The organism is Klebsiella sp. B345, assembly GCF_051131735.1.
Classification (GTDB): Bacteria; Pseudomonadota; Gammaproteobacteria; order Enterobacterales; family Enterobacteriaceae; genus Klebsiella.
Genome location: NZ_CP180443.1, coordinates 3617188 through 3638375, shown reverse-complemented (window position 1 = coordinate 3638375; position 21188 = coordinate 3617188). Strand labels below are relative to the sequence as shown.

The window sequence follows — 21188 nt, the reverse complement described above, 5'->3', positions numbered from 1 at the left end:
TAATGTGGAGCGCATTATGACAACCTCAACCCTACAAAATAGTGAGAATAACGCCCCCGAACAACGGGTGATCAAGAAACTGTTCCGTCGCCTTATCACGTTCCTGTTTGTGCTCTTTGTCTTCTCGTTTCTCGACCGTATCAACATTGGCTTCGCCGGCCTGACGATGGGCAAAGACCTCGGTCTGACCTCTACCATGTTTGGCCTCGCCGCTACACTGTTTTACGTCACCTACGTGATGTGTGGGATCCCCAGCAATATGATGCTGGCGAAGGTCGGCGCTCGCCGCTGGATCGCTGGGATCATGGTGGTGTGGGGGATCGCCTCAACCTGCACAATGTTCGCCACCAACCCGCATACGCTTTATCTTCTGCGGATGCTGGTGGGCATTGCCGAGGCCGGTTTCCTGCCGGGGATCCTCGTCTATCTGACCTGGTGGTTCCCGGCCTATCATCGCGCCCGCGCTAACGCCCTGTTTATGATAGCGATGCCGGTAACCATGATGCTCGGCTCAATCCTCTCAGGTTATATTCTGGCGCTCGACGGCCTGTGGAACCTGAAGGGCTGGCAGTGGTTGTTCCTGCTGGAAGGGTTGCCGTCAGTGGTGCTTGGCGTCGTCACCTGGTTCTACCTGAACGATACCCCGGATCAGGCCAGCTGGCTGGATCAGGAGGAGAAGCAGGCGCTGAAAACCATGATTGAGCGCGAGCGGGAAAGCGCCACCGTGCTGCCGACCTCGGGCCGCTCGACGCTGCGCGAGGTGCTGACGCCAGCGGTGCTGATGTACACCCTCGCCTACTTCTGCCTGACCAATACTCTGAGCGCAATTAATATCTGGACCCCGCAGATCCTGCAAAGCTTCAATACCGGCAGCAGCAATATTGTGATCGGCCTGCTGGCGGCGATCCCCCAGTTCTGTACCATCTTCGGGATGCTGTGGTGGAGCCGGCGATCCGACCGGCGTAAAGAACGCAAGATGCACACCATCCTGCCCTATCTGTTCGCCGCCGCCGGCTGGCTGCTGGCCTCTGCCACCAACCACAGCATGGTTCAGCTTATCGGCATCATCATGGCGTCCGTCGGCTCCTTTACCGCGATGGCGATTTTCTGGACCACGCCGGATCGGGTGATTAGCCTGCAATCCCGGGCGGTGGCGCTGGCGGTGATCAACGCCATCGGCAACATTGGATCCGCCGTCAGCCCGCTGTTGATCGGCATACTGCGCGACACCACCGGCAGCTTTAGCTCCGGGCTGTGGTTTGTCGCCGGACTGCTGATCGTCGGTGCGCTGGTGCTGACCAGGATCCCGATGAGCCAGCGGGATGATGCCGCGGCGGCCGGACTCGCTGCACAAAAAAGCCACTAAGGAGTGCTCATGTGCCAGCCCTCAATCGCCAATATCGATATCAACAAAGATTACGATGAGAGTCTGGGGACCGAAGACGTGCACTACCAGTCGTTTGCCCGTATGGCGGCCTTTTTTGGCCGCGATATGCAGGCACATCGGCACGATCGGTACTTTCAGATGCATTTTCTCGATACCGGGCAGATTGAGCTGCAGCTCGACGATCACCGCTACTCGGTGCAGGCGCCGCTGTTTGTCCTGACGCCGCCGTCGGTGCCGCACGCGTTTATCACCGAGTCCGACAGCGACGGGCATGTGTTGACGGTGCATGAGGATCTGATCTGGCCGCTGCTGGAAGTGCTCTACCCCGGTACACGGGAAGCCTTCGGCCTGCCGGGAATGTGCCTGTCGCTGGCCGATAAACCGGATGAGCTGACGGCGCTGGCGCACTACTGGCAGCTGATTAAACGTGAGTCGACGGCGCAGCTGGCAGGGCGTGAACATACTCTGGCGCTGCTGGCGCAGGCGGTGTTCACGCTGCTGCTACGCAACGCCAGGCTCGACGATCATGCCGCCAGCGGGATGCGCGGCGAACTGAAGCTGTTTCAGCGTTTTAACCAGATGATCGACAGCCACTACCACCAGCACTGGACGGTGCCGGACTATGCCAGTGAGCTGCATGTCACCGAATCAAGGCTGACCGATATCTGCCGCCGCTTTGCCAACCGACCGCCAAAGCGGCTGATCTTCGACCGTCAGCTGCGTGAAGCCAAACGGCTACTGCTGTTTTCCGACAGTGCGGTCAACGAGATCGCCTGGCAGCTTGGCTTTAAAGACCCCGCCTATTTCGCCCGCTTTTTTAACCGCCTGGTGGGCTGCTCGCCGAGCGCATACAGAACACAGAAAGTCCCAGTGTCTTAAGAACGCCCCGGAGACGGTGCTGCGTACCTCTCCGGACGCCAACCCATACCAACACCGCCCGTAGCCCGGTCAGCGCAGTGCCACCGGGAAAAAGACTGGCCCCAAGGATGAAAACATCGCCTGGATCACAGAACCAAACCCAGCCTGAAAAGTACCTGCCGTTGACCTAAAAGTCTCTTCACGAAACCACGTTTAACCGCTTCAATTGAACAACAAAAACAATACATAAATTTAACATTTATCCCCTGAAAGCCTTCAGATACCGCCACACTACGGCGTCCTGAAGCAGAACGGGAGATTCCGATAAATACTGAAGAGGCCCCTATGAAACCTGAAGATTTCCGCGCAGACGCTAAACGCCCGTTAACCGGTGAAGAGTACCTGAAAAGCCTGCAGGACGGCCGCGAAATTTATATCTACGGCGAGCGCGTCAAGGATGTCACCACGCATCCGGCATTCCGCAACGCCGCCGCCTCCGTCGGACAGCTGTATGACGCCCTGCACAAACCGGAGCTGCAGGATTCGCTGTGCTGGAACACCGATACCGGCAGCGGCGGCTATACCCACAAATTCTTCCGCGTGGCAAAAAGCGCCAACGACCTGCGCCAGCAGCGCGACGCCATCGCCGAATGGTCCCGCCTGAGCTACGGCTGGATGGGCCGCACCCCGGATTACAAAGCCGCCTTCGGCTGTGCTCTGGGCGCTAACCCAGCGTTTTACGGCCAGTTCGAGCAGAACGCCCGCAACTGGTACACCCGCATTCAGGAAACCGGCCTGTACTTTAACCACGCGATCGTCAACCCGCCGATCGACCGCCATAAACCCGCCGACGAAGTGAAAGACGTCTACATCAAGCTGGAAAAAGAGACCGACGCCGGGATCATCGTCAGCGGCGCAAAAGTGGTGGCCACCAACTCGGCGCTGACCCACTACAACATGATCGGGTTTGGCTCTGCTCAGGTGATGGGTGAAAACCCGGACTTCGCCCTGATGTTTGTCGCCCCGATGGATGCCGAAGGCGTGAAGCTCATCTCCCGCGCCTCTTACGAGATGGTCGCCGGCGCCACCGGATCGCCATACGACTATCCGCTCTCCAGCCGTTTTGACGAAAACGACGCGATCCTGGTGATGGATAAAGTGCTGATCCCTTGGGAAAACGTGCTGATCTATCGCGACTTCGATCGCTGCCGTCGCTGGACAATGGAAGGCGGCTTTGCCCGCATGTATCCGCTGCAGGCCTGCGTGCGCCTGGCGGTCAAACTCGACTTTATCACCGCCCTGCTCAAGCGCTCTCTGGAATGTACCGGCACCATGGAATTCCGCGGTGTGCAGGCTGACCTCGGCGAAGTCGTCGCGTGGCGCAATATGTTCTGGGCGCTGAGCGACTCGATGTGTTCAGAAGCCACCCCGTGGGTGAATGGGGCCTGGCTGCCGGATCATGCGGCGCTGCAAACCTACCGCGTGATGGCGCCGATGGCCTACGCCAAGATCAAAAATATCATTGAACGTAACGTCACCAGCGGCCTGATCTACCTGCCTTCCAGCGCCCGCGATCTGAATAACCCGCAGATCGACCAGTACCTGGCAAAATATGTCCGCGGCTCTAACGGCATGGATCACGTCGAACGTATCAAGATCCTCAAACTGATGTGGGACGCCATCGGCAGCGAATTCGGTGGCCGCCATGAACTGTATGAAATCAACTATTCCGGGAGCCAAGACGAGATCCGCCTGCAGTGCCTGCGTCAGGCACAAAGCTCCGGCAATATGGACAAAATGATGGCCATGGTCGACCGTTGTCTGTCCGAGTACGACCAGCACGGCTGGACGGTGCCGCACCTGCACAACAACTCTGATATCAATATGTTGGATAAGCTGCTGAAGTAATTCGCAGCAGGAGGTCACAATGCAATTAGATGAACAACGCCTGCGTTTTCGCGATGCTATGTCCAGCCTGTCGGCTGCGGTCAACGTTATTACCACCGAAGGCGAGGCCGGCCGCTGCGGTATCACCGCCACGGCGGTGTGCTCGGTGACCGATACGCCGCCGTCGGTCATGGTCTGCATCAATGCCAACAGCGCCATGAACCCGGTGTTCCAGGGGAACGGCAAACTGTGCATTAACGTACTGAACCATGAGCAGGAAGTGATGGCCCGCCACTTCGCCGGCATGACCGGCATGGCGATGGAAGAGCGCTTCAGCCTCTCCTGCTGGCAAAAAGGGGCGCTGGGACAACCGCTGCTGAAAGGATCGCTGGCCAGCCTTGAAGGTGAGATAAACCAGGTGCAGACCATCGGCAGCCACCTGGTCTATCTGGTTGAGATCAAAAACATCATCCTGAGTCAGGAAGGCCACGGACTGATTTACTTCAAGCGCCGTTTCCATCCGGTGATGATGGAGATGGAAGTCACGGTCTGATTCACTCGCCGACCGCCTGCCACCGGAGTCACTATTCCCTCCCCTCTGTGGGGAGGGAATACTCGCAAGAAGACATGTGATCTCAATCACATATTACCGTTCTGCTCATTTCCTGCCCAACCGCTTATTCCGCCAAGTGACCGCTCAGCCCCCCATATAACCACTCACAAACTTACCCAACTTTACGCAGCCACTGTTCTGGCAGAATGCCGTCTGACAGAGCAATTAATACCTCCTCAAACCTTACTCAACCTTAAACGGTTTCGGCCAGTTATTAATCAAAAAACCGGGTCTACTATGGACACAAAAAAACTCTTTAAACACATACCCTGGGTGATTCTTGGAATCATCGGGGCATTTTGCCTCTCGGTCGTCGCCCTGCGCCGCGGTGAGCACGTCAGTGCCCTGTGGATTGTCGTGGCGTCGGTTTCCGTTTATCTGGTGGCCTATCGCTACTACAGCCTGTACATCGCCCAGAAGGTGATGAAGCTTGACCCCACGCGCGCGACGCCGGCGGTCATCAACAACGATGGGCTGAACTATGTTCCCACCAACCGCTACGTGCTGTTCGGCCACCACTTTGCCGCCATTGCCGGGGCGGGTCCGCTGGTCGGCCCGGTGCTGGCAGCGCAAATGGGTTACCTGCCAGGCACCCTGTGGCTGCTGGCGGGCGTGGTGCTGGCGGGGGCGGTGCAGGACTTTATGGTGCTGTTTATCTCCTCGCGCCGTAACGGGTCTTCCCTTGGGGAAATGATCAAAGAAGAGATGGGGCCGATTCCGGGTTCTATCGCTCTGTTTGGTTGCTTCCTGATTATGATCATCATCCTCGCGGTACTGGCGCTGATCGTAGTAAAAGCGCTGGCAGAGAGCCCATGGGGCGTCTTTACCGTTTGCTCGACCGTGCCGATCGCGCTGTTTATGGGGATCTATATGCGCTTCCTGCGCCCCGGTCGCGTGGGCGAAGTGTCGGTGATTGGTATCGTGCTGCTGGTGGCCTCTATCTATTTCGGCGGCGTGATTGCCCACGACCCGTACTGGGGCCCGGCGCTGACCTTTAAAGACACCACCATTACCTTCACCCTGATTGGCTATGCGTTTATCTCCGCGCTGCTGCCGGTATGGCTGATTCTGGCACCGCGTGACTACCTCGCAACCTTCCTGAAAATCGGCGTTATCGTCGGCCTGGCGCTGGGCATCGTGATCCTCAACCCGGACCTGAAAATGCCGGCAGTGACCCAGTACATCGATGGTACCGGTCCGCTGTGGAAAGGCGCCCTGTTCCCGTTCCTGTTTATCACTATCGCCTGTGGGGCAGTATCTGGCTTCCACGCGCTGATCGCATCCGGCACCACGCCGAAGCTGCTGGCGAATGAAACCGACGCCCGCTTTATCGGCTACGGTGCAATGCTGATGGAGTCCTTCGTGGCGGTGATGGCGCTGGTCGCAGCTTCTATCATTGAACCAGGCCTCTACTTTGCGATGAATACCCCGCCGGCCGGTCTGGGCATTGTGATGCCAAACCTGCACGAAATGGGTGGCGAAAATGCGGCAATGATCGCTGCACAACTGAAAGAAGTCACCGTTCACGCGGCGGCAACCGTCAGCTCCTGGGGCTTCGTCATTACCCCTGAGCAGATCCTGCAAACGGCGAAAGATATTGGCGAACCGTCGGTACTGAACCGCGCAGGTGGCGCACCAACGCTGGCCGTCGGTATCGCTCACGTGTTCCATAAAATCATCCCGATGGCGGATATGGGCTTCTGGTACCACTTCGGTATTCTGTTTGAAGCGCTGTTTATCCTCACCGCGCTGGATGCCGGTACCCGTGCCGGTCGCTTTATGCTCCAGGATCTGCTGGGTAACTTCGTGCCGTTCCTCAAGAAAACCGACTCGCTGGTGGCCGGGATTGTCGGCACCGCTGGCTGCGTTGGCCTGTGGGGCTATCTGCTGTATCAGGGCGTTGTCGACCCGCTGGGCGGCGTCAAGAGCCTGTGGCCGCTGTTTGGTATCTCGAACCAGATGCTGGCTGCCGTGGCGCTGGTGCTGGGTACCGTGGTGCTGGTCAAAATGCAGCGTACTAAATACATCTGGGTCACCGTGATCCCGGCCGCATGGCTGCTGCTGTGCACCACCTGGGCGCTGGGCCTGAAACTGTTCAGCACCAACCCGCAGATGGAAGGCTTCTTCTTTATGGCTCAGCAGTACAAAGAGAAGATTGCCGCCGGCGGTGAACTGAGCGCGCAGCAGATTGCCAACATGAACCATATCGTAGTGAACAACTACACCAACGCCGGGTTGAGCATTCTGTTCCTGGTGGTGGTTTACAGCATCATCTTCTACGGCATCAAAACCTGGCTCAACGTGCGTAACAATAAAGTGCGCACCGATAAAGAGACGCCGTACGTACCGGTTCCGGAAGGTGGCGTGAAGACCTCTTCGCATCACTAACCCCTCATGCCCGGTGCAGCTGAATGCACCGGGTTTTATCTTTATATCCAATGGATTTCGGGCAGCATCGAGACGGCAACGCAGAGGCAGTCCGAAAGACAAAGGGTATATCTGGATGGCACTATGTTTGGTAACTTGGGTCAGGCAAAAAAATACCTCGGTCAGGCGGCGAAGATGCTGATTGGCATTCCGGACTACGATAATTATGTCGAACACATGAAAGCCAACCATCCCGATAAACCGTACATGACCTATGATGAATTCTTTCGCGAGCGCCAGCAGGCCCGCTACGGCGGTGACGGCAAAGGTGGCGTGCGCTGCTGTTAAATGGAGGCAAAATGGCACCGATTGCAGTGACCCTGTTGACCGGTTTTCTTGGCGCGGGAAAAACCACCCTGCTGCGCCATATTCTCAATGCACAGCACGGGTTTAAGATTGCCGTCATTGAAAACGAATTTGGTGAAGTCGCGGTAGATGACCAGCTAATTGGCGACCGCGCCACCCAGATCAAAACCCTGACTAACGGCTGCATCTGCTGCACCCGCTCGAACGAGCTGGAAGATGCGCTGCTCGACCTACTCGACAGCCGCGATCGCGGCGAGATTGATTTTGACCGGCTGGTGATTGAGTGTACCGGCATGGCCGATCCCGGTCCGATTATTCAGACCTTTTTCTCCCATGAGATACTGTGCGAGCGCTATCTGCTGGACGGCGTGATTGCGCTGGTGGATGCGGTCCATGCGGACCAGCAGATGAGCCAGTTCACCATTGCCCAGTCGCAGGTGGGCTACGCCGACCGTATTCTGCTGACCAAAACCGACGTCGCAGGCAACAGCGATGCCTTACGGGAACGGCTGACGCGCATCAACGCCCGGGCGCCGATATATACCGTGACCCATGGCGATATCGACCTGAGCCTGCTGTTTAATACCAGCGGCTTTATGCTGGAAGAGAACGTGGTCAACAATAAACCGCGCTTCCACTTTATGGCTGATAAACAGAACGACGTCGCCTCTATCGTGGTCGAGCTGGATTACCCGGTCGATATCAGCGCAGTCTCCAGGGTAATGGAAAATCTGCTGCTCTCTTTCGCCGAACAACTGATGCGCTATAAAGGGATGCTGTGGATTGACGGCGAGCCGAACCGCCTGCTGTTCCAGGGCGTCCAGCGCCTGTACAGCGCCGACTGGGACCGCCCCTGGGGCGAGGAAACGCCACACAGTACGCTGGTGTTTATCGGCATTAATCTGCCGGAAGAAGAGATCCGCGCGGCGTTTGCCGGCTTGCGTTGATAACCGCTCACAACCTGCGGCAGTTATCGCGGCTTCCGGGCGAGTATCGCCCGGTCATCGCGATCCGGTAATCTCCTCTTCGGGCAGGCCGGTAATTCGCAGAACCCTCTCCAGCGCGAGCCCTTCCGCCAGCAGGGTGCGGGCAATACGCACGCCTTCGGCACGCTGGCCTTCGAGCCGCCCTTCAAGGTGCCCCTCAAGCCGCCCTTCCTGCTTTCCTTTTCGGCGTCCTGCTTCACGAAGTCTTTCCGCAATCGTCATCAGCTCCTCCTTGTGTTGCGGTACCCGTCGGGCAAGTTCCTGAATAAACTGGCCAAAACGGCGAGTATCGCCGGAATGAACCAGGTAATTAAACAGCGTTTTCAACTGGCTGTCATTAGTATATTCCTTAACCAAAATGAAAATAAGCTGCTCGGTTAACCCCGAAAGATCGCGCCGGCGGATATGCTTTTGCATGAACTCCAGCAGCGCGACGCGGCGGTGCCGGGCTATCTCGTCATCCGGGACGGAAACGCCTTTTCTCCGACGGTAATAACGACATATTTTCTGCAGCCTGCTCGCAGAAATTCACGAGACCAGACCGAAGACAGCCCCGGGCAGGCGTGCTATAAACGAGCCATCCCCTCAGCAAAGGAGCATGCCGTGAGCCTTACCCGTGACATTGTGCAGACCTTCTGGCGCGATGAAACGCTGCCCTGGCTGGAACTGCGCAGCACCCGGCACAGTTGTCAGGCGTATAAACGCCATCGCCATCCGCAACTGTCGCTGGGGGCCATTATCGCCGGGGAAACCTGCTGTCAGTGCGACGGGCAAACGTATCTGCTGGAGCCGGGCGATCTGATCGTTATCCCGGCTAACGCGCCACACAGCTGTAACCCGTGCGAAGGTCGGCCACGCAGCTACCATATGCTGTACCTCGACGTGACGTGGTGCCTGCAGCAGCTGCCGCCTCTCCCGCCCCAGACGCAACTGCATGCTCCACAACCGGTGATCCGGAACCGCCAGCTTTTCGACCGCTATCAGCAGATTGTGGCCCTGATGACGCAGCAGCAAACAACAGACCTGCCCGCGCTGGTGGCGCAGTTGCTCCGCTCGCTGCCACTGCACGCCGCCGAGGTGCCGCCGCTGCGCGACACCAGCTCGCAGCTTTTTCATCGCCTGGCGACTGACCCGCAGGCTCCACCTTCGCTCGACGTCCTGGCCCACGAGTTCGCTTTGCGTAAAGAGACGCTGATCCGCACCTTCAAGCAGGATACCGGCCTGACGCCTGTCAGTTATATGAACATGACGCGCATCGAATTTGCCAAAGCGCGGCTGCGCGCCGGGGATGAGATAGCCGACGTCGGCTATCAGGCCGGTTTTGCCGACCAGAGCCACTTCCATAAAACTTTTGTCAGCTACACCGCCGCCACACCGGGTCAGTACGCTGCAAGACCGATCAATATCAAACAATAAGTCATGTTTTCTCTGACGTAGGCTGACCGCTGATTTATTCAGAGGTCACTATGGATATATTTACGTCGCTTTTCCCGCCCGCCTTTCCAGCGCTGGCGCTCTCCCACTTCGTTGCCCTGCTCAGCCCAGGACCCGATTTCTTTTTACTGATGGGTTACGCCCTGCGCTATCGCCTGCGCGGCAGCGTCGGCCTGTGCCTTGGCATCGCCGTCGGCAACGGGCTGTACATTGTGCTGGCGATTATCGGCTGGGGCGTACTGCGTCAGGCGCCGCTGCTGTTTACGGTGGTTGAACTGCTGGGCGCGGCGTATCTACTGTGGATTGGCCGCCAGTTGCTGAAAAGCGCCCCGGCCCCCCGGGCGTGGCAGGCCGCGCGCGCCACCCGTCCCTCGGCGGGTAAACAACTACTGCTGGGACTGGGTTCGTCGCTGCTCAATCCCAAGAACGCCCTGTTTTATCTGGCATTAATGACTTCGCTGCTCGGTCCCGATGTCACCTTGCTCCAGCAGACAAGCTGCGGCATCTGGATGGTCAGCGTGGTGCTGATATGGGATCTGTTGCTGGTGTCGCTGATGGCACTGGGGCCAGTCCAGCATCGCTTATCCGGTATAATCTGGCGCGTCGAACGAGCGGCGGGCGCGGTACTGATGGGCTTTGGCCTGTGGATTATGTGGCAGTTTTTGCATGAGTCCGCCGTCAGGTTATATGCTTAAAGCCTATGGAAAAACTCGCTGAACTGAAACGCGCCAAACTGCTGGCGCTGTCGCTACTGCTGATTGCGGTCGCTATTTTTATCACCACGCTGCTGCTGCCGCCGACGCCGTGGGTCAGTGCGCTGAAGGCTGTCTCCGAAGCGGCGATGGTCGGAGCGCTGGCCGACTGGTTTGCGGTGGTGGCGCTGTTTCGCCCAATTCCGCTGCCGTTTATCTCCCGGCATACGGCAATTATTCCGCGCAATAAAGACCGGATCGCCGATAACCTCGGCTATTTCGTGCAGGAGAAGTTTCTCGATACCCCATCTCTGGTGGCGCTGATTCGCCGCTATGAGCCAGCCCTGATGCTCGGTAACTGGTTCAGCCAGCCGGCAAACGCCCGGCGGGTGGGCCACCACCTGCTACAGGTGATGAGCGGTTTTCTGGAATTGACCGACGACGCGCGCATTCAGCGCCTGCTGCGCCGGGCGGTACATAAGGCCATCGATAAGGTTGACCTGACGCAAACCAGCGCCATGATGCTGGAGGGATTAACCCGCAATAACCGCCATCAGAAGCTGCTGGACTCGCTGATTTCCCAACTTATCGCATTGTTGCAGCGCGACAGTTCGCGCGCCTTTGTGGCCCGCGGGATCGTCCGCTGGTTGGAGACCGAGCACCCGCTAAAGGCCAAAATCCTGCCTACCGAATGGCTGGGCGAGCACAGTGCTGAAATGGTCACCGATGCGGTGAATTCGCTACTCGACGAGGTCACCCAGGATCGCAGCCATCAGATCCGCCAGGCCTTCGATCGGGCGACGTTGAAACTGATCGACAACCTGAAAACCGATCCGCTAATGGCGGAAAAAGCGGAGAACATGAAGGCCTGGCTGAAAAACGATGAGACTTTTAACCGCTATCTCGGTGAGGTGTGGGCCGACCTACGGGCGTGGATTAAAAACGATGTCAGCAGTGACGACTCGCGGATCCAGCAGCGGATTGCCGATGCCGGGCAGTGGTTCGGCGAGACGTTACTCCATGATGAGGCGCTACGCGAGTCGTTGAACGAACACCTTGAGCAGGCGGCACATCGGGTTGCCCCGGAGTTCGCCACCTTCCTGACCCGCCATATCAGCGATACGGTGAAGAGCTGGGATGCACGGGATATGTCACGGCAGATTGAACTCAATATTGGTAAAGATCTGCAGTATATCCGCATCAACGGTACCCTGGTCGGCGGCAGCATTGGCCTGGTCCTGTGGCTACTTTCGCAGATCCCGGCGCTGTTTCTGCATTAAGCGGAGAAAACAGTGGCCCCGCCGCGCTGGCAGGGCCCTGTCATTAGCCGATACGGGTAAAGCCAGCATCCAGATCGGCAATCAGGTCATCAACATCTTCCAGCCCGATATGTACCCTGATCAGCGTCCCGCTGAAATCAACATCCCCGGCCGGGCGAATGCTGTTCAGCTCCTCCGGCTGGTTCGCCAGAATCAGTGACTCAAACCCGCCCCAGGAGTAGGCCATGTGGAACAGGGTAAAGTTATCGAGAAACGCCGCCAGCTGCTCGTCGGTCAGCCGTTTTTTCAGGATGAAGGAGAACAGGCCTGAGCTGCCCGTGAAGTCACGTTGAAAACAGGCATGTCCGGGGCATTCGGCCAGCGCCGGGTGATTCACCCGCGCCACCTCTGGCCGCGCCGACAGCCAGCGCGCAATCTGGATACTGCTTACTTCATGTTGTTTAAGGCGCACCGCCAGCGTGCGTAACCCACGGCTACCGTTATAGGCGGTATCGGCATCCAGCGTCTGGCCCATCAGGTAGGAGTTTTCACGTAAACGATCCCAGCAGCGGGCGTTGGACACCGCCGTCCCCAGCATCGCATCCGAATGACCAATGATGTACTTGGTACCTGCCTGAATAGAAATATCCACGCCGAGATCCAACGCCCTGAACAGCACGCCTGCCGCCCAGGTGTTATCGATCATGATGACGATCTCCGGATTCACCTCGCGGATCGCTTGAACCATGCCCGGCACATCCTGCACCTCCATGGTGATCGAGCTGGGGGACTCCAGAAAGACCACTTTCGTTTCAGGACGCAGCAGACGGGCAATGTCAGCGCCGATCAACGGATCGTAATAGGTGGTTTCTACATTGAATTTACTGAGGATCTTATTGCAAAAATCCTGCGTCGGTTCATAGGCCGCGCCGGTCATCAGGATATGGTCGCCGCTTTGTACAAATGCCAGAATGGCATTGGTCACCGCCGCCGCCCCACACGGATACAGCGCACAGCCCGCACCGCCTTCCAGCTCGCTCATTGCCTGCTGAAAAGCAAAATGGGTGTAGGTCCCGCGGCGGCCGTAAAACAGCTCGCCATTGGCACGATTGGCGGTGGCAAATTTTTTGTCTTTCACCGTCTCAAAGACCAGCGAAGAGGCACGCTGGATCACCGGATTCACCGCTCCCTGGGTGTAGCGCTTGTCGCGCCCGGCGATAACTAACTGCGTGTCGAGTTTGAGTTTCGTGTTCATAACGTCTCCTGTGACATCCTTTTATCCGTGGGCAAATTTATGCGGCAGCCGCCGTGGAATTCAGCTCAGTGTGTGCCTGCTTTTTTCCGGCGAAGCGCTCCACAATTTGCGCGGCGTTCAAATCATGAATCACGTTGATCAGGGTAGCCGGGGCATCGGTGATGGTGCCGAGCACCACCAGCATCGGGATCGCTTCCATCGGCAGCCCCAGCGTGGTGACAATAAAAATTTCCCCGAGGAAGGCCCCGCCCGGCACGCCGCCGACGATAATGGCGGAGAGCACGGCGATCAGCATGGTCAGGAAGAAGGTTTCGGTGGTGAATTCCATCCCCAGCACCGAATAGATAAAGACGATCTTCAGCGCGGCAATCATTGCCACCCCGCCCTTATTGAGATTCACCAGTAGCGGAATAGAGACATCGACGATTTCCGGGTTAATGCCCATCGCTTTACCAGCGCGCAGCGTCACAGGCAGCGTCCCTAATGAGGAGCAGGTCCCGAGCGCGGTTGCTGAGGGTTCCACCGCATTGCGCCAGAACGCCTTCACCGCTGGTATGCCACCCCCGATCCAGGAATACAAAATGGACCCGAAGATAAAATAGACCAGCGTGGCCACCATAAACAGGCCAATCGCCCGCGCAAAGGTCAGCAGCAGCGCGGAATCCTGGCTGGCCATCGTCGCGGCAAAATAGCAGCCGAGGCCGATTGGCGCGACTTTCATAATGATTGAGACAATCTTCATAATGACGGTATTGGCATCTTCCAGCAGCGAGGCGATACGTTTACCCGCCTGCTCCGATTGTCCAATGGCGACGCCGGCAATAATCGCCATCACGATCAGCGCCAGAATATTGGACTTTGAAAACAGCCCGATAAAATCGCTGGTGGTAATCATGCTGACAAAATCCATCTGCCCGCTGCCCGCCTGTACCGACTGCGAGAGATCGATAGTGACGCCCTGCGCCGGGTTGTACCATAACGCCAGCGCAACGATGCCTGCTGCCGGAATAAATGCCATCGCGATCGAAACAATAAAGATAATCGCCATAATACGCCCCAGCCTTTTCAGGTCGGTCATACTGGCAATGGACGACATGACGCTGATACCCACCAGCGGAACAATAATCATAAATAACAGGTTGAGGAATATCTGACCTATCGGTTGCAGCTTACCAGCCAGCCCCGGGGCGTAAATACCAGTCAGGCCGCCAATCACCAGAGCAATTAATAAAATAATAGAGGATTTGTAGGGTTCGAGTCGTGACCACATAACCGGTACCTTTAATTAAAATTATATTGATGAGATGAAATTCACAAAGTAATAACTTTTCGTGCCGCCTCCTTGTATTTTGTGATGCAACTCACTTAACTTGTTATTTTTTCATTTTGCCAGCAAGTTGTTTCCTGTGATTCAATAGTCACATGTTTTACGCACGAATGTAACGGCTCATTCGTACCGTTTTTGCAAATCACTTGTGAATTAAAGGAAAGAATGAGCAACCCCATCTCGTTAAAGCATCTGGAGTTTTTTATCAAGATTGTCGACTGCGGAGGATTATCAGAGGCCGCCGCGCAGCTTAACGTCTCCCCCTCGGCGGTCAGCAAAAGCCTCTCCGCGATGGAAGATACCCTGGGAACCACTTTAATTAAGCGCACTACCCGTAGTATTACCCTGACCGATGCCGGGCAATATTTGTTTAATCGCGCCAATAAGTTACTAAAAGAGTTTGATGACACCTTAAATACCACCTCCGGCTATTATCATAATCCTCAGGGTGAATTACGTATTACCTGCTCTATTGCCTTTGGTTACTCCCGGTTGGTCAACCTGGTAGATAAATATCGTCAGCAATATCCGGATGTAAATCTGTATATTGATTTGAACGATAATTTCGTCAATCTTAATGACACCGATTTTGATATCGCCTTACGTATTTCCACCGCCCCACCGCAAAACTACGCCATGCGTAAACTGGTCCCTATCCGCTGGGCCTATTGCGCATCGCCTGGCTACCTTGCGAAGAAAGGCATGCCCGTACGACGCAGCGATCTGGTGAATCATGATTGCCTGGTTTACCCCGGCCTGACGCCGGTTCTGAAGGTGGCAGATGAGCAGGATCGTCTGCATCAGCTAAAGCTGCACATGCCGATCCAGGCCAACAGCAGCCTGGTACTGTTAAAATCGGTACTGGAAGATCAAGGCGTAGCCTATCTTCCTACCTATTTGATCGGCGATCATATTCAGAAAGAAGAAATCACGCCGCTGATCCTCGATGGCACTATTACCTGCGAAACGCATACACTGTATGCGCTCTATTTCCCCAGCAAATACAGCAATCCTAAGGTACGATCGTTTATCGATTTTCTGGTGGCAGAATTAGGTCCGGTACCGGCATGGGACAACTGGATCCCGCACTAGCACCGGCGTCCCGCGATCCGTATTTTGTGGTGACTTCTGACCCCTTTTTAAGGAGCTAAAAATGGCTGATATCAACCTGACCTCCGCCGAGCGCGACCTGTTACGCGAAAAGCTATGCACCTACTGTGAGAATAATTTTGACCTCGAACTGGAGCAGTTTGACGCCGAATTCTTTGTCGATTTTATCGCGAAAGAGCTGGGCCCCATGTTCTATAACGCCGGGATTGAGGAGGCGATCCGCACCCACGTCGCCTACAGCGAGCGTATTCAGGAAGAGATGGATTTGAAAAAGGTCTATTAGCACCAGACAAAATGCGCCACAGGGGCTTCCCGGTCAGACAGCGTGGCCTGGCCGGGTTGATGCTAATCGGTAATCACAAACCGCGTCGGTGCAAAGCAGTTCAGAATACGGTGTACGAGGAAGACCAGCGTCAGGGTCACGATCAGCGACGTGGTCACCGAAGTGATGCGGTAGAGATCGCTGAAGATCAGATCCTGGTCCGGGTGCAGGTTCTGGCCAAACATAATCCCGATAGTGGTGATACTGGCGAAGCCCACCCCGGCGCCAACCTTTTCCATCACATGCAGGCGGGCGCTAAATGCCAGGCCCAGGCCAATCAGCGGCATCATCAATACCATATGATTGCTGAAATCATAGATAACCAGCTGCACCACCAGGATATAGAGACAAGAGAGCACCACGCCCACCACGCGCCATACCGAACTGATCACCGCGCCGCGATAGTGCATCGGGAATAAAATCAGGATCCCCGCCATCAGTGCCGAGAGAGAATCGCTAAGATCGCACATCTGGAAAACCACAAAAATCAGCGTCGCGACGGTACCAGAGAGGAGCGATTCATGGCGCACGCGGGCGGCGTCTTTCTCGATTCGCGGCGGTGGCTTACGTGGTTCGACGTCAGGGATCAGGTAATGCATCAAGGCGCTGAGCGCCACCGCCATCACGCAGGCTTCCATATTCGAAAACAGTAGCGTGTGCCAGTTGCTGCTGGTGTAGCTCATAAAGTTGAGCATGGTGCTCTGACAGACCACGCCCATCGACCCCAGCAGGAACAGCGGCCCCTGGCTCATAAAACGAAAGCGCATCACGTAAAGGCCAAAAACCACCAGCGTCATGACGATCGGCCATTGCGACAGATAACCGACGATCAATACCATTTCAACGCAGTTCACCGCCGCACTGAAGATAAACTGTCTGGCAACGTGTCGGTTGAATACCGGCACCAGCGACAGCAGCATCAGCGGATAGACCACGAAGAAAACGCCATACTGCACGTCGTAAAAGGTCGATATGCTCAGCGATATCATCCCGGCAAAGGCGATACGCAACGTCTGGCGAAAATCATTTGCCGTGTAAACGATATTGCCGTGCGGGGTGAAGACGCGCGCCAGCGTATTAATAGACATAGTGCAGCAGGCTCACCAGATGGATCTGTACGCCGGCAAAGGTGCGGGCGAACGGGCCATCGCTGTTGTAGAGCTGTACCGTGGCTCGCGCACCGGTCGGCAGCGCTTTCTCCAGCGGCGCATTGAGAGCCACATGAATACGCATACGTTGGGCATCACGCACCCATCGCGTGGATTGTTCCGGCTGCGATAGCTGGCCATTGACCTCTTCCTGTCCGGCTAAAATCCCGGCGTCGCTGCTGGTGACGTGTGCCGGAAACACCTTGCCAGGCAGGGCATCAAAGACTACCGCAGCATCGGTATCCACGGCGGTATGGCGCAGGCTCTTCTCGCGGAAATCGGCGACGATGTCGGTATGGTTGCTGACCAGTGCCAGCAGCGGCGTGGCTGCCGTAGCATACAGGCCCGGATTGAGCTGCAGGTTGCTTACCATCCCGTCCGTTTCCGCATGGACTTTACTCCAGCCGAGGTTGAGCTGCGCCTCTTCCAGGGCGTTGCGGTATTTTTGCAGCGTCACGTTACGGCTATCGTCGCGCTCTCCGCGCTGGATGAGCAGGTTCTGAATGCTGGCATTCAGCGCGCTGACTGATTGCTCGCTGGTCTGCCAGGTGGTACGCACCTTATCCAGATCCGATTGCGAGACATTTTGCATGGTGCTCAGGCGCTGATAGCGGTCAAGAGTCACTTTGTCGTTGCGGGCGGTGTATTGCGCCGTGCGCAGGTTGGCACGCGCGGCGGCAATCTGCGCATCCAGTTGCTGGTTGCTCAGCTTCGCCTGTTCAAAGGCGATCTGCGCGGCCTGGACTTTGTTGATAAACGGTGTGGGATCCAGCTCATAGAGCAGATCGCCTTTTTTCACCTGGCTATTGTTGTGGACATAGACCTGGGATACGTAGCCGGAGACCCGGGGCGATACCGGCGTCACCACCCGCATCACGGTTGAATCCGGCGTCAGCGGGATCCAGATATCGGCAACAATAAACCAGGCGAATATGACAAGGAAAGCGGCAATACTCACCCTTACCCAGCGGGCAAACTTTTGTTCTGGCGTCATCATAGTGTGTTAGATCTTGTTATCTTCTTCGCGGATTGTCCGCAAATTGCAGGCGATTTGATTTAATGTGGCACTGAAAGTCTCGAGGTCGGCCTCGAGAATGGTGCGGGTGACGCGGGCTTGATAAACCTCAATCACGCGGTTCAGCGTTTCCAGCGTCGAGCGACCTTCCGCCGTGAGCGTCAGCAGACGTATGCGTTTGTCATAGGGAGAGGTTGAACGCACCAGGTAGCCCTGGTTTTCAAGCTGCGTGAGGGTGCGCATCAGCGGCGGCAGTTCAATGCCCTGCACTTCCGCCAGTTCGCTGACCGAGACGTTGCACCCCAGTTGATGCAGCTGCATCAGCACCGTCCAGCTTGACTGAGTCAGGCCGGTATCGGTGATGGCAGCGTCGATAGTTGCGCGCCACTGGCGCACCACCATCGCCATTCGCATCCCCATCGGGCGGCGGGCAAACAGTTCGTCTTCGGTCATGTATCTTTCCTCAGTAAGCTGAGAAGAAAATAATACTTATCATGGTAAGTATCAAGAAACAGCCGATATAGCAGCATCAATTGATAAATATTGTGAATGCATTGTCGCGAGGTTGCCGGATAACGGTAGCCCGAATAAGGCATCCGCGCCGCCATCCGGGGATCCCCCGGTGCGCTACGCTTACCGGAGCGACAAACCGGGGGGACAAGCCAGGTAGCATTTTTTAATTGACCTGATCCCGTCGCAACCCTACATCTTTTAGCTGTTCGTCACTCATTCGCTGCAGAACCCGCCGCGTTCTCTGCCTGATCCACCATTTTCTTATCATCCGCCCCATCAAAATGAAGCCGATAAACGGCTGTCTTGCCCGGTTCTCATGAAATTCCATACTCCACCTCCTCACCTTGCCAGAGGCTTTATCTTCGCGGATCCGAGGTCTGACAATACAGATGCACAAAACACTTTTCTTTAACATACAGATTGGCTAAAACGGTATCTGCGTGGCGTTTTTTCCATCCATCTGTACTGGTTTATTTATCTGTATGGCGACAACAAGGGATACAGCATGACGCGTTACCAACATCTGGCCAATCTGCTGGCGGAACGTATTGAACAAGGTCTGTATCGCGACGGCGAAAAGCTGCCTTCGGTGCGCAACCTGAGTCAGGAGCACGGCGTCAGCATCAGTACCGTCCAGCAGGCCTACCAGACCCTGGAACAGCAGCGGCTGATCACCCCGCAGCCTCGCTCCGGCTATTTTGTCGCCCCGCGTAAGGCCCAGCCGCCGGTGCCGCCAATGTCGCGTCCGGTGCAGCGGCCGGTCGAGATCACCCAGTGGGATCAGGTGCTGACCATGCTCGACGCGCGTAATGACAAATCGATAATTCCGTTCGGCGGCGGCTCACCGGATGTCACCCAGCCCAGCCTGAAACCCCTCTGGCGCGAACTCAGCCGGGTGATACAACATAATCTCAGCGAAGTGCTCAACTATGATGAACTGGCGGGGCGTCGTGAACTGCGTGAACAGATTGCCCGCCTGATGCTCGACGGCGGTTCCGTAGTCACCGCCAACGATCTGGTGATGACCAGCGGCTGCCACAACGCTCTGTCTCTGGCCCTGCTGTCGGTGTGCCAGCCCGGTGATATCGTCGCCGTCGAATCGCCGACCTATTACGGCACGATGCAGTTGCTACGCGGGCTGGGGATCAAAGCCATTGAGATCCCAACCGATCCGGACAGCGGGATCAGTATCGAAGCGCTGGAACTGGCGCTGGAGCAGTGGCCGATCAAAGGGGTGATCCTGGTGCCTAACTGCAATAACCCGCAGGGGTTTATCATGCCGGACGCCCGTAAGCGCGCGATCCTGACCCTCGCCCAGCGCCACGATATCGTGATATTTGAGGATGATATTTATGGCGAACTGGCCACCGATTATCCCCGTCCGCGCACGATCCATTCCTGGGATATCGACGGCCGGGTGATTCTCTGTAGCTCTTTTACCAAGACTATCGCACCGGGTCTGCGCATCGGCTGGATCGCGCCGGGGCGCTATTACGATCGCCTGCTGCAGATGAAATACGCCGCCAGTGGTACCAACGTTCCCTCCACGCAGCTGGCGGCCTCCACCTTTATTCGTGAAGGACACTACCATCGCCACGTGCGGCGGATGCGTCAGATCTACCAGCGCAGCATGGAGATTTACACCTGCTGGCTGCGGGAATATTTCCCCTGCGGGATCTGCGTTACCCGCCCGAAAGGCGGCTATATGCTGTGGGTGGAGCTGCCTGAACATGTCGACATGGTCTGCGTCGCCCAGCAGCTGTGCCGTATGAAAATTCAGGTCGCGCCGGGATCGCTGTTTTCAGCCTCGGGGAAATACCGCAACTGTCTGAGAATCAACTGCGCGCTGCCGCCGGTTGAAAAGCACCGCGAGGTGATGGTCCAGTTGGGAATGGCGGTAAAAGTCGCGATGGAGCAGGCGCCAGAATAAGGCTATCGCATATTGAACCCCGGTTGCACAGCACTGACCGGGGCTACAGATGCCCCGCCGTTGGTAGCCCGGACAAGGCGCGAAGCGCCGCCTCCGGGGAGTGGCGCTCACCGGTTCTGCCCGCGACGCGCTTCCCTTCACTCATCAAAAAACACCATGCCTTTATAGGGCTGCTCACGACATGCCGCCAGGCGCTGGGCAAGGCTGCCGACGTGTAGTTCCAGTTTGTGGCCATCGGGGTCGAGGAAGTAATGCGATGCTCCTTCGCTGCGGTTCACCTTCCACACCGCCACTCCTGCCACCTCCAGCCGCGCGGCAAACCCGGCGAAATCGGCCTCGGTAACACTAAACGCGTAGTGGGTGTAGTCGCTCTTTTCCGGTGGGGTCACACGCCGCTGCGGGTCCAGCGACAGGCACAGCCACAGATCGCCGCAGGAAAGATAGGCGCCGTTGTCCCAGCGGGCGTGCAGTTTCATCCCTAACAGCTGCTGATAAAATACGACACTCGACGCCAGCTCGCTGACCGCCAGGGTCAGATGATTTAATCCGTTTAACATGACTTATCCTCTAATGAACTCACAATCTGCTGGCGCAGCTAGCGCATCAGCCTGTCCAATCCATTCCTCTCCACCAGCATAAAGCGGAAATATGGCAGCAAAATAAACAGATATTGATAACGCCGCGGATATCACCGTGATTTATATGACGATTTGTGAGCC

The 21188-nt window shown here is 56.7% G+C and carries 19 protein-coding genes and 2 pseudogenes; 13 read left to right on the top strand and 8 right to left on the bottom strand.

Annotated features, from left to right (window positions below):
• Nucleotides 1–16: 16 nt before the first annotated feature.
• From hpaX to yjiA, 7 genes are all read left to right on the top strand, one after another.
• Nucleotides 17–1366 carry a 4-hydroxyphenylacetate permease gene (gene hpaX, locus ACMYSO_RS17100; protein WP_434666217.1) on the top strand — a complete coding sequence of 450 codons (1350 nt, stop codon included), beginning with the start codon at nt 17–19 and terminating at the stop codon, nt 1364–1366.
• Between the two features lie 9 nt (nt 1367–1375).
• The gene (gene hpaA, locus ACMYSO_RS17095) at nt 1376–2266 is read left to right on the top strand and encodes a 4-hydroxyphenylacetate catabolism regulatory protein HpaA (RefSeq protein WP_434586482.1); all 891 of its coding nucleotides are present in this window, start codon (nt 1376–1378) and stop codon (nt 2264–2266) included.
• A gap of 324 nt (nt 2267–2590) precedes the next feature.
• Nucleotides 2591–4153, top strand: a complete 1563-nt coding sequence (gene hpaB, locus ACMYSO_RS17090) for a 4-hydroxyphenylacetate 3-monooxygenase, oxygenase component (protein ID WP_174509066.1) — start codon at nt 2591–2593, stop codon at nt 4151–4153.
• A gap of 19 nt (nt 4154–4172) precedes the next feature.
• Nucleotides 4173–4685 (top strand): 4-hydroxyphenylacetate 3-monooxygenase reductase subunit, encoded by a 513-nt coding sequence (locus ACMYSO_RS17085; RefSeq protein WP_434666214.1) that lies wholly within the window; start codon nt 4173–4175, stop codon nt 4683–4685.
• 297 nt (nt 4686–4982) lie between these two features.
• Nucleotides 4983–7133, top strand: a complete 2151-nt coding sequence (locus ACMYSO_RS17080; protein WP_434586486.1) for a carbon starvation CstA family protein — start codon at nt 4983–4985, stop codon at nt 7131–7133.
• 123 nt (nt 7134–7256) lie between these two features.
• Nucleotides 7257–7460: a YbdD/YjiX family protein gene (locus ACMYSO_RS17075; protein WP_434586487.1), complete on the top strand. Its 204-nt coding sequence runs from the start codon at nt 7257–7259 to the stop codon at nt 7458–7460.
• A gap of 11 nt (nt 7461–7471) precedes the next feature.
• Complete coding sequence (gene yjiA, locus ACMYSO_RS17070) at nt 7472–8425, top strand: GTPase (protein WP_434666211.1); 954 nt, start codon at nt 7472–7474, stop codon at nt 8423–8425.
• Between the two features lie 54 nt (nt 8426–8479).
• Here yjiA and ACMYSO_RS17065 read toward each other — a convergent pair.
• Nucleotides 8480–8932 (bottom strand): annotated as a pseudogene (locus ACMYSO_RS17065) (Rpn family recombination-promoting nuclease/putative transposase); the annotation flags it as partial.
• A 135-nt stretch (nt 8933–9067) separates the two neighbouring features.
• Between ACMYSO_RS17065 and ACMYSO_RS17060 the strand changes: the two are divergent.
• The 3 genes and pseudogenes from ACMYSO_RS17060 to ACMYSO_RS17050 all read left to right on the top strand — a co-directional run bounded on the left by ACMYSO_RS17060 (nt 9068) and on the right by ACMYSO_RS17050 (nt 11870).
• Nucleotides 9068–9896: pseudogene (locus ACMYSO_RS17060) on the top strand (AraC family transcriptional regulator).
• A gap of 34 nt (nt 9897–9930) precedes the next feature.
• Nucleotides 9931–10593, top strand: a complete 663-nt coding sequence (locus ACMYSO_RS17055) for a LysE family translocator (protein ID WP_434666209.1) — start codon at nt 9931–9933, stop codon at nt 10591–10593.
• Between the two features lie 5 nt (nt 10594–10598).
• The gene (locus ACMYSO_RS17050) at nt 10599–11870 is read left to right on the top strand and encodes a DUF445 domain-containing protein (protein ID WP_434666206.1); all 1272 of its coding nucleotides are present in this window, start codon (nt 10599–10601) and stop codon (nt 11868–11870) included.
• A gap of 43 nt (nt 11871–11913) precedes the next feature.
• On the opposite strand, the gene metC is transcribed toward ACMYSO_RS17050, so the two are convergent.
• Complete coding sequence (gene metC / locus ACMYSO_RS17045) at nt 11914–13104, bottom strand: cystathionine beta-lyase (RefSeq protein WP_434666203.1); 1191 nt, start codon at nt 13102–13104, stop codon at nt 11914–11916.
• A gap of 37 nt (nt 13105–13141) precedes the next feature.
• Complete coding sequence (locus ACMYSO_RS17040; protein WP_434666200.1) at nt 13142–14374, bottom strand: dicarboxylate/amino acid:cation symporter; 1233 nt, start codon at nt 14372–14374, stop codon at nt 13142–13144.
• A 222-nt stretch (nt 14375–14596) separates the two neighbouring features.
• Between ACMYSO_RS17040 and ACMYSO_RS17035 the strand changes: the two genes are divergently transcribed.
• Together ACMYSO_RS17035 and ACMYSO_RS17030 are read left to right on the top strand one after the other, a co-directional pair.
• Nucleotides 14597–15523 carry a LysR family transcriptional regulator gene (locus ACMYSO_RS17035; RefSeq protein ID WP_434586494.1) on the top strand — a complete coding sequence of 309 codons (927 nt, stop codon included), beginning with the start codon at nt 14597–14599 and terminating at the stop codon, nt 15521–15523.
• Between the two features lie 61 nt (nt 15524–15584).
• Complete coding sequence (locus ACMYSO_RS17030; RefSeq protein ID WP_434586495.1) at nt 15585–15824, top strand: DUF2164 domain-containing protein; 240 nt, start codon at nt 15585–15587, stop codon at nt 15822–15824.
• A gap of 62 nt (nt 15825–15886) precedes the next feature.
• On the opposite strand, the gene ACMYSO_RS17025 is transcribed toward ACMYSO_RS17030, so the two are convergent.
• The 4 genes from ACMYSO_RS17025 to ACMYSO_RS17010 form a co-directional block, all read right to left on the bottom strand.
• Complete coding sequence (locus tag ACMYSO_RS17025) at nt 15887–16951, bottom strand: DUF2955 domain-containing protein (RefSeq protein ID WP_434586496.1); 1065 nt, start codon at nt 16949–16951, stop codon at nt 15887–15889.
• Nucleotides 16941–18008, bottom strand: coding sequence for an HlyD family secretion protein (locus tag ACMYSO_RS17020; protein ID WP_434666197.1), 1068 nt, complete (start codon nt 18006–18008; stop codon nt 16941–16943). The genes ACMYSO_RS17025 and ACMYSO_RS17020 overlap by 11 nt, the downstream gene beginning before the upstream one ends.
• A gap of 6 nt (nt 18009–18014) precedes the next feature.
• The gene (locus ACMYSO_RS17015) at nt 18015–18479 is read right to left on the bottom strand and encodes a MarR family winged helix-turn-helix transcriptional regulator (protein WP_434666194.1); all 465 of its coding nucleotides are present in this window, start codon (nt 18477–18479) and stop codon (nt 18015–18017) included.
• A gap of 223 nt (nt 18480–18702) precedes the next feature.
• Entirely contained in the window at nt 18703–18867 is a 165-nt protein-coding gene (locus ACMYSO_RS17010) for a DUF1127 domain-containing protein (RefSeq protein ID WP_123757674.1), read from the bottom strand.
• Between the two features lie 177 nt (nt 18868–19044).
• Between ACMYSO_RS17010 and ACMYSO_RS17005 the strand changes: the two genes are divergently transcribed.
• Nucleotides 19045–20469, top strand: a complete 1425-nt coding sequence (locus ACMYSO_RS17005) for a PLP-dependent aminotransferase family protein (protein ID WP_434666191.1) — start codon at nt 19045–19047, stop codon at nt 20467–20469.
• Nucleotides 20470–20606: 137 nt separating this feature from the next.
• On the opposite strand, the gene ACMYSO_RS17000 is transcribed toward ACMYSO_RS17005, so the two are convergent.
• Nucleotides 20607–21026, bottom strand: a complete 420-nt coding sequence (locus tag ACMYSO_RS17000; protein WP_434666188.1) for a FosA family fosfomycin resistance glutathione transferase — start codon at nt 21024–21026, stop codon at nt 20607–20609.
• Nucleotides 21027–21188: the final 162 nt, after the last annotated feature.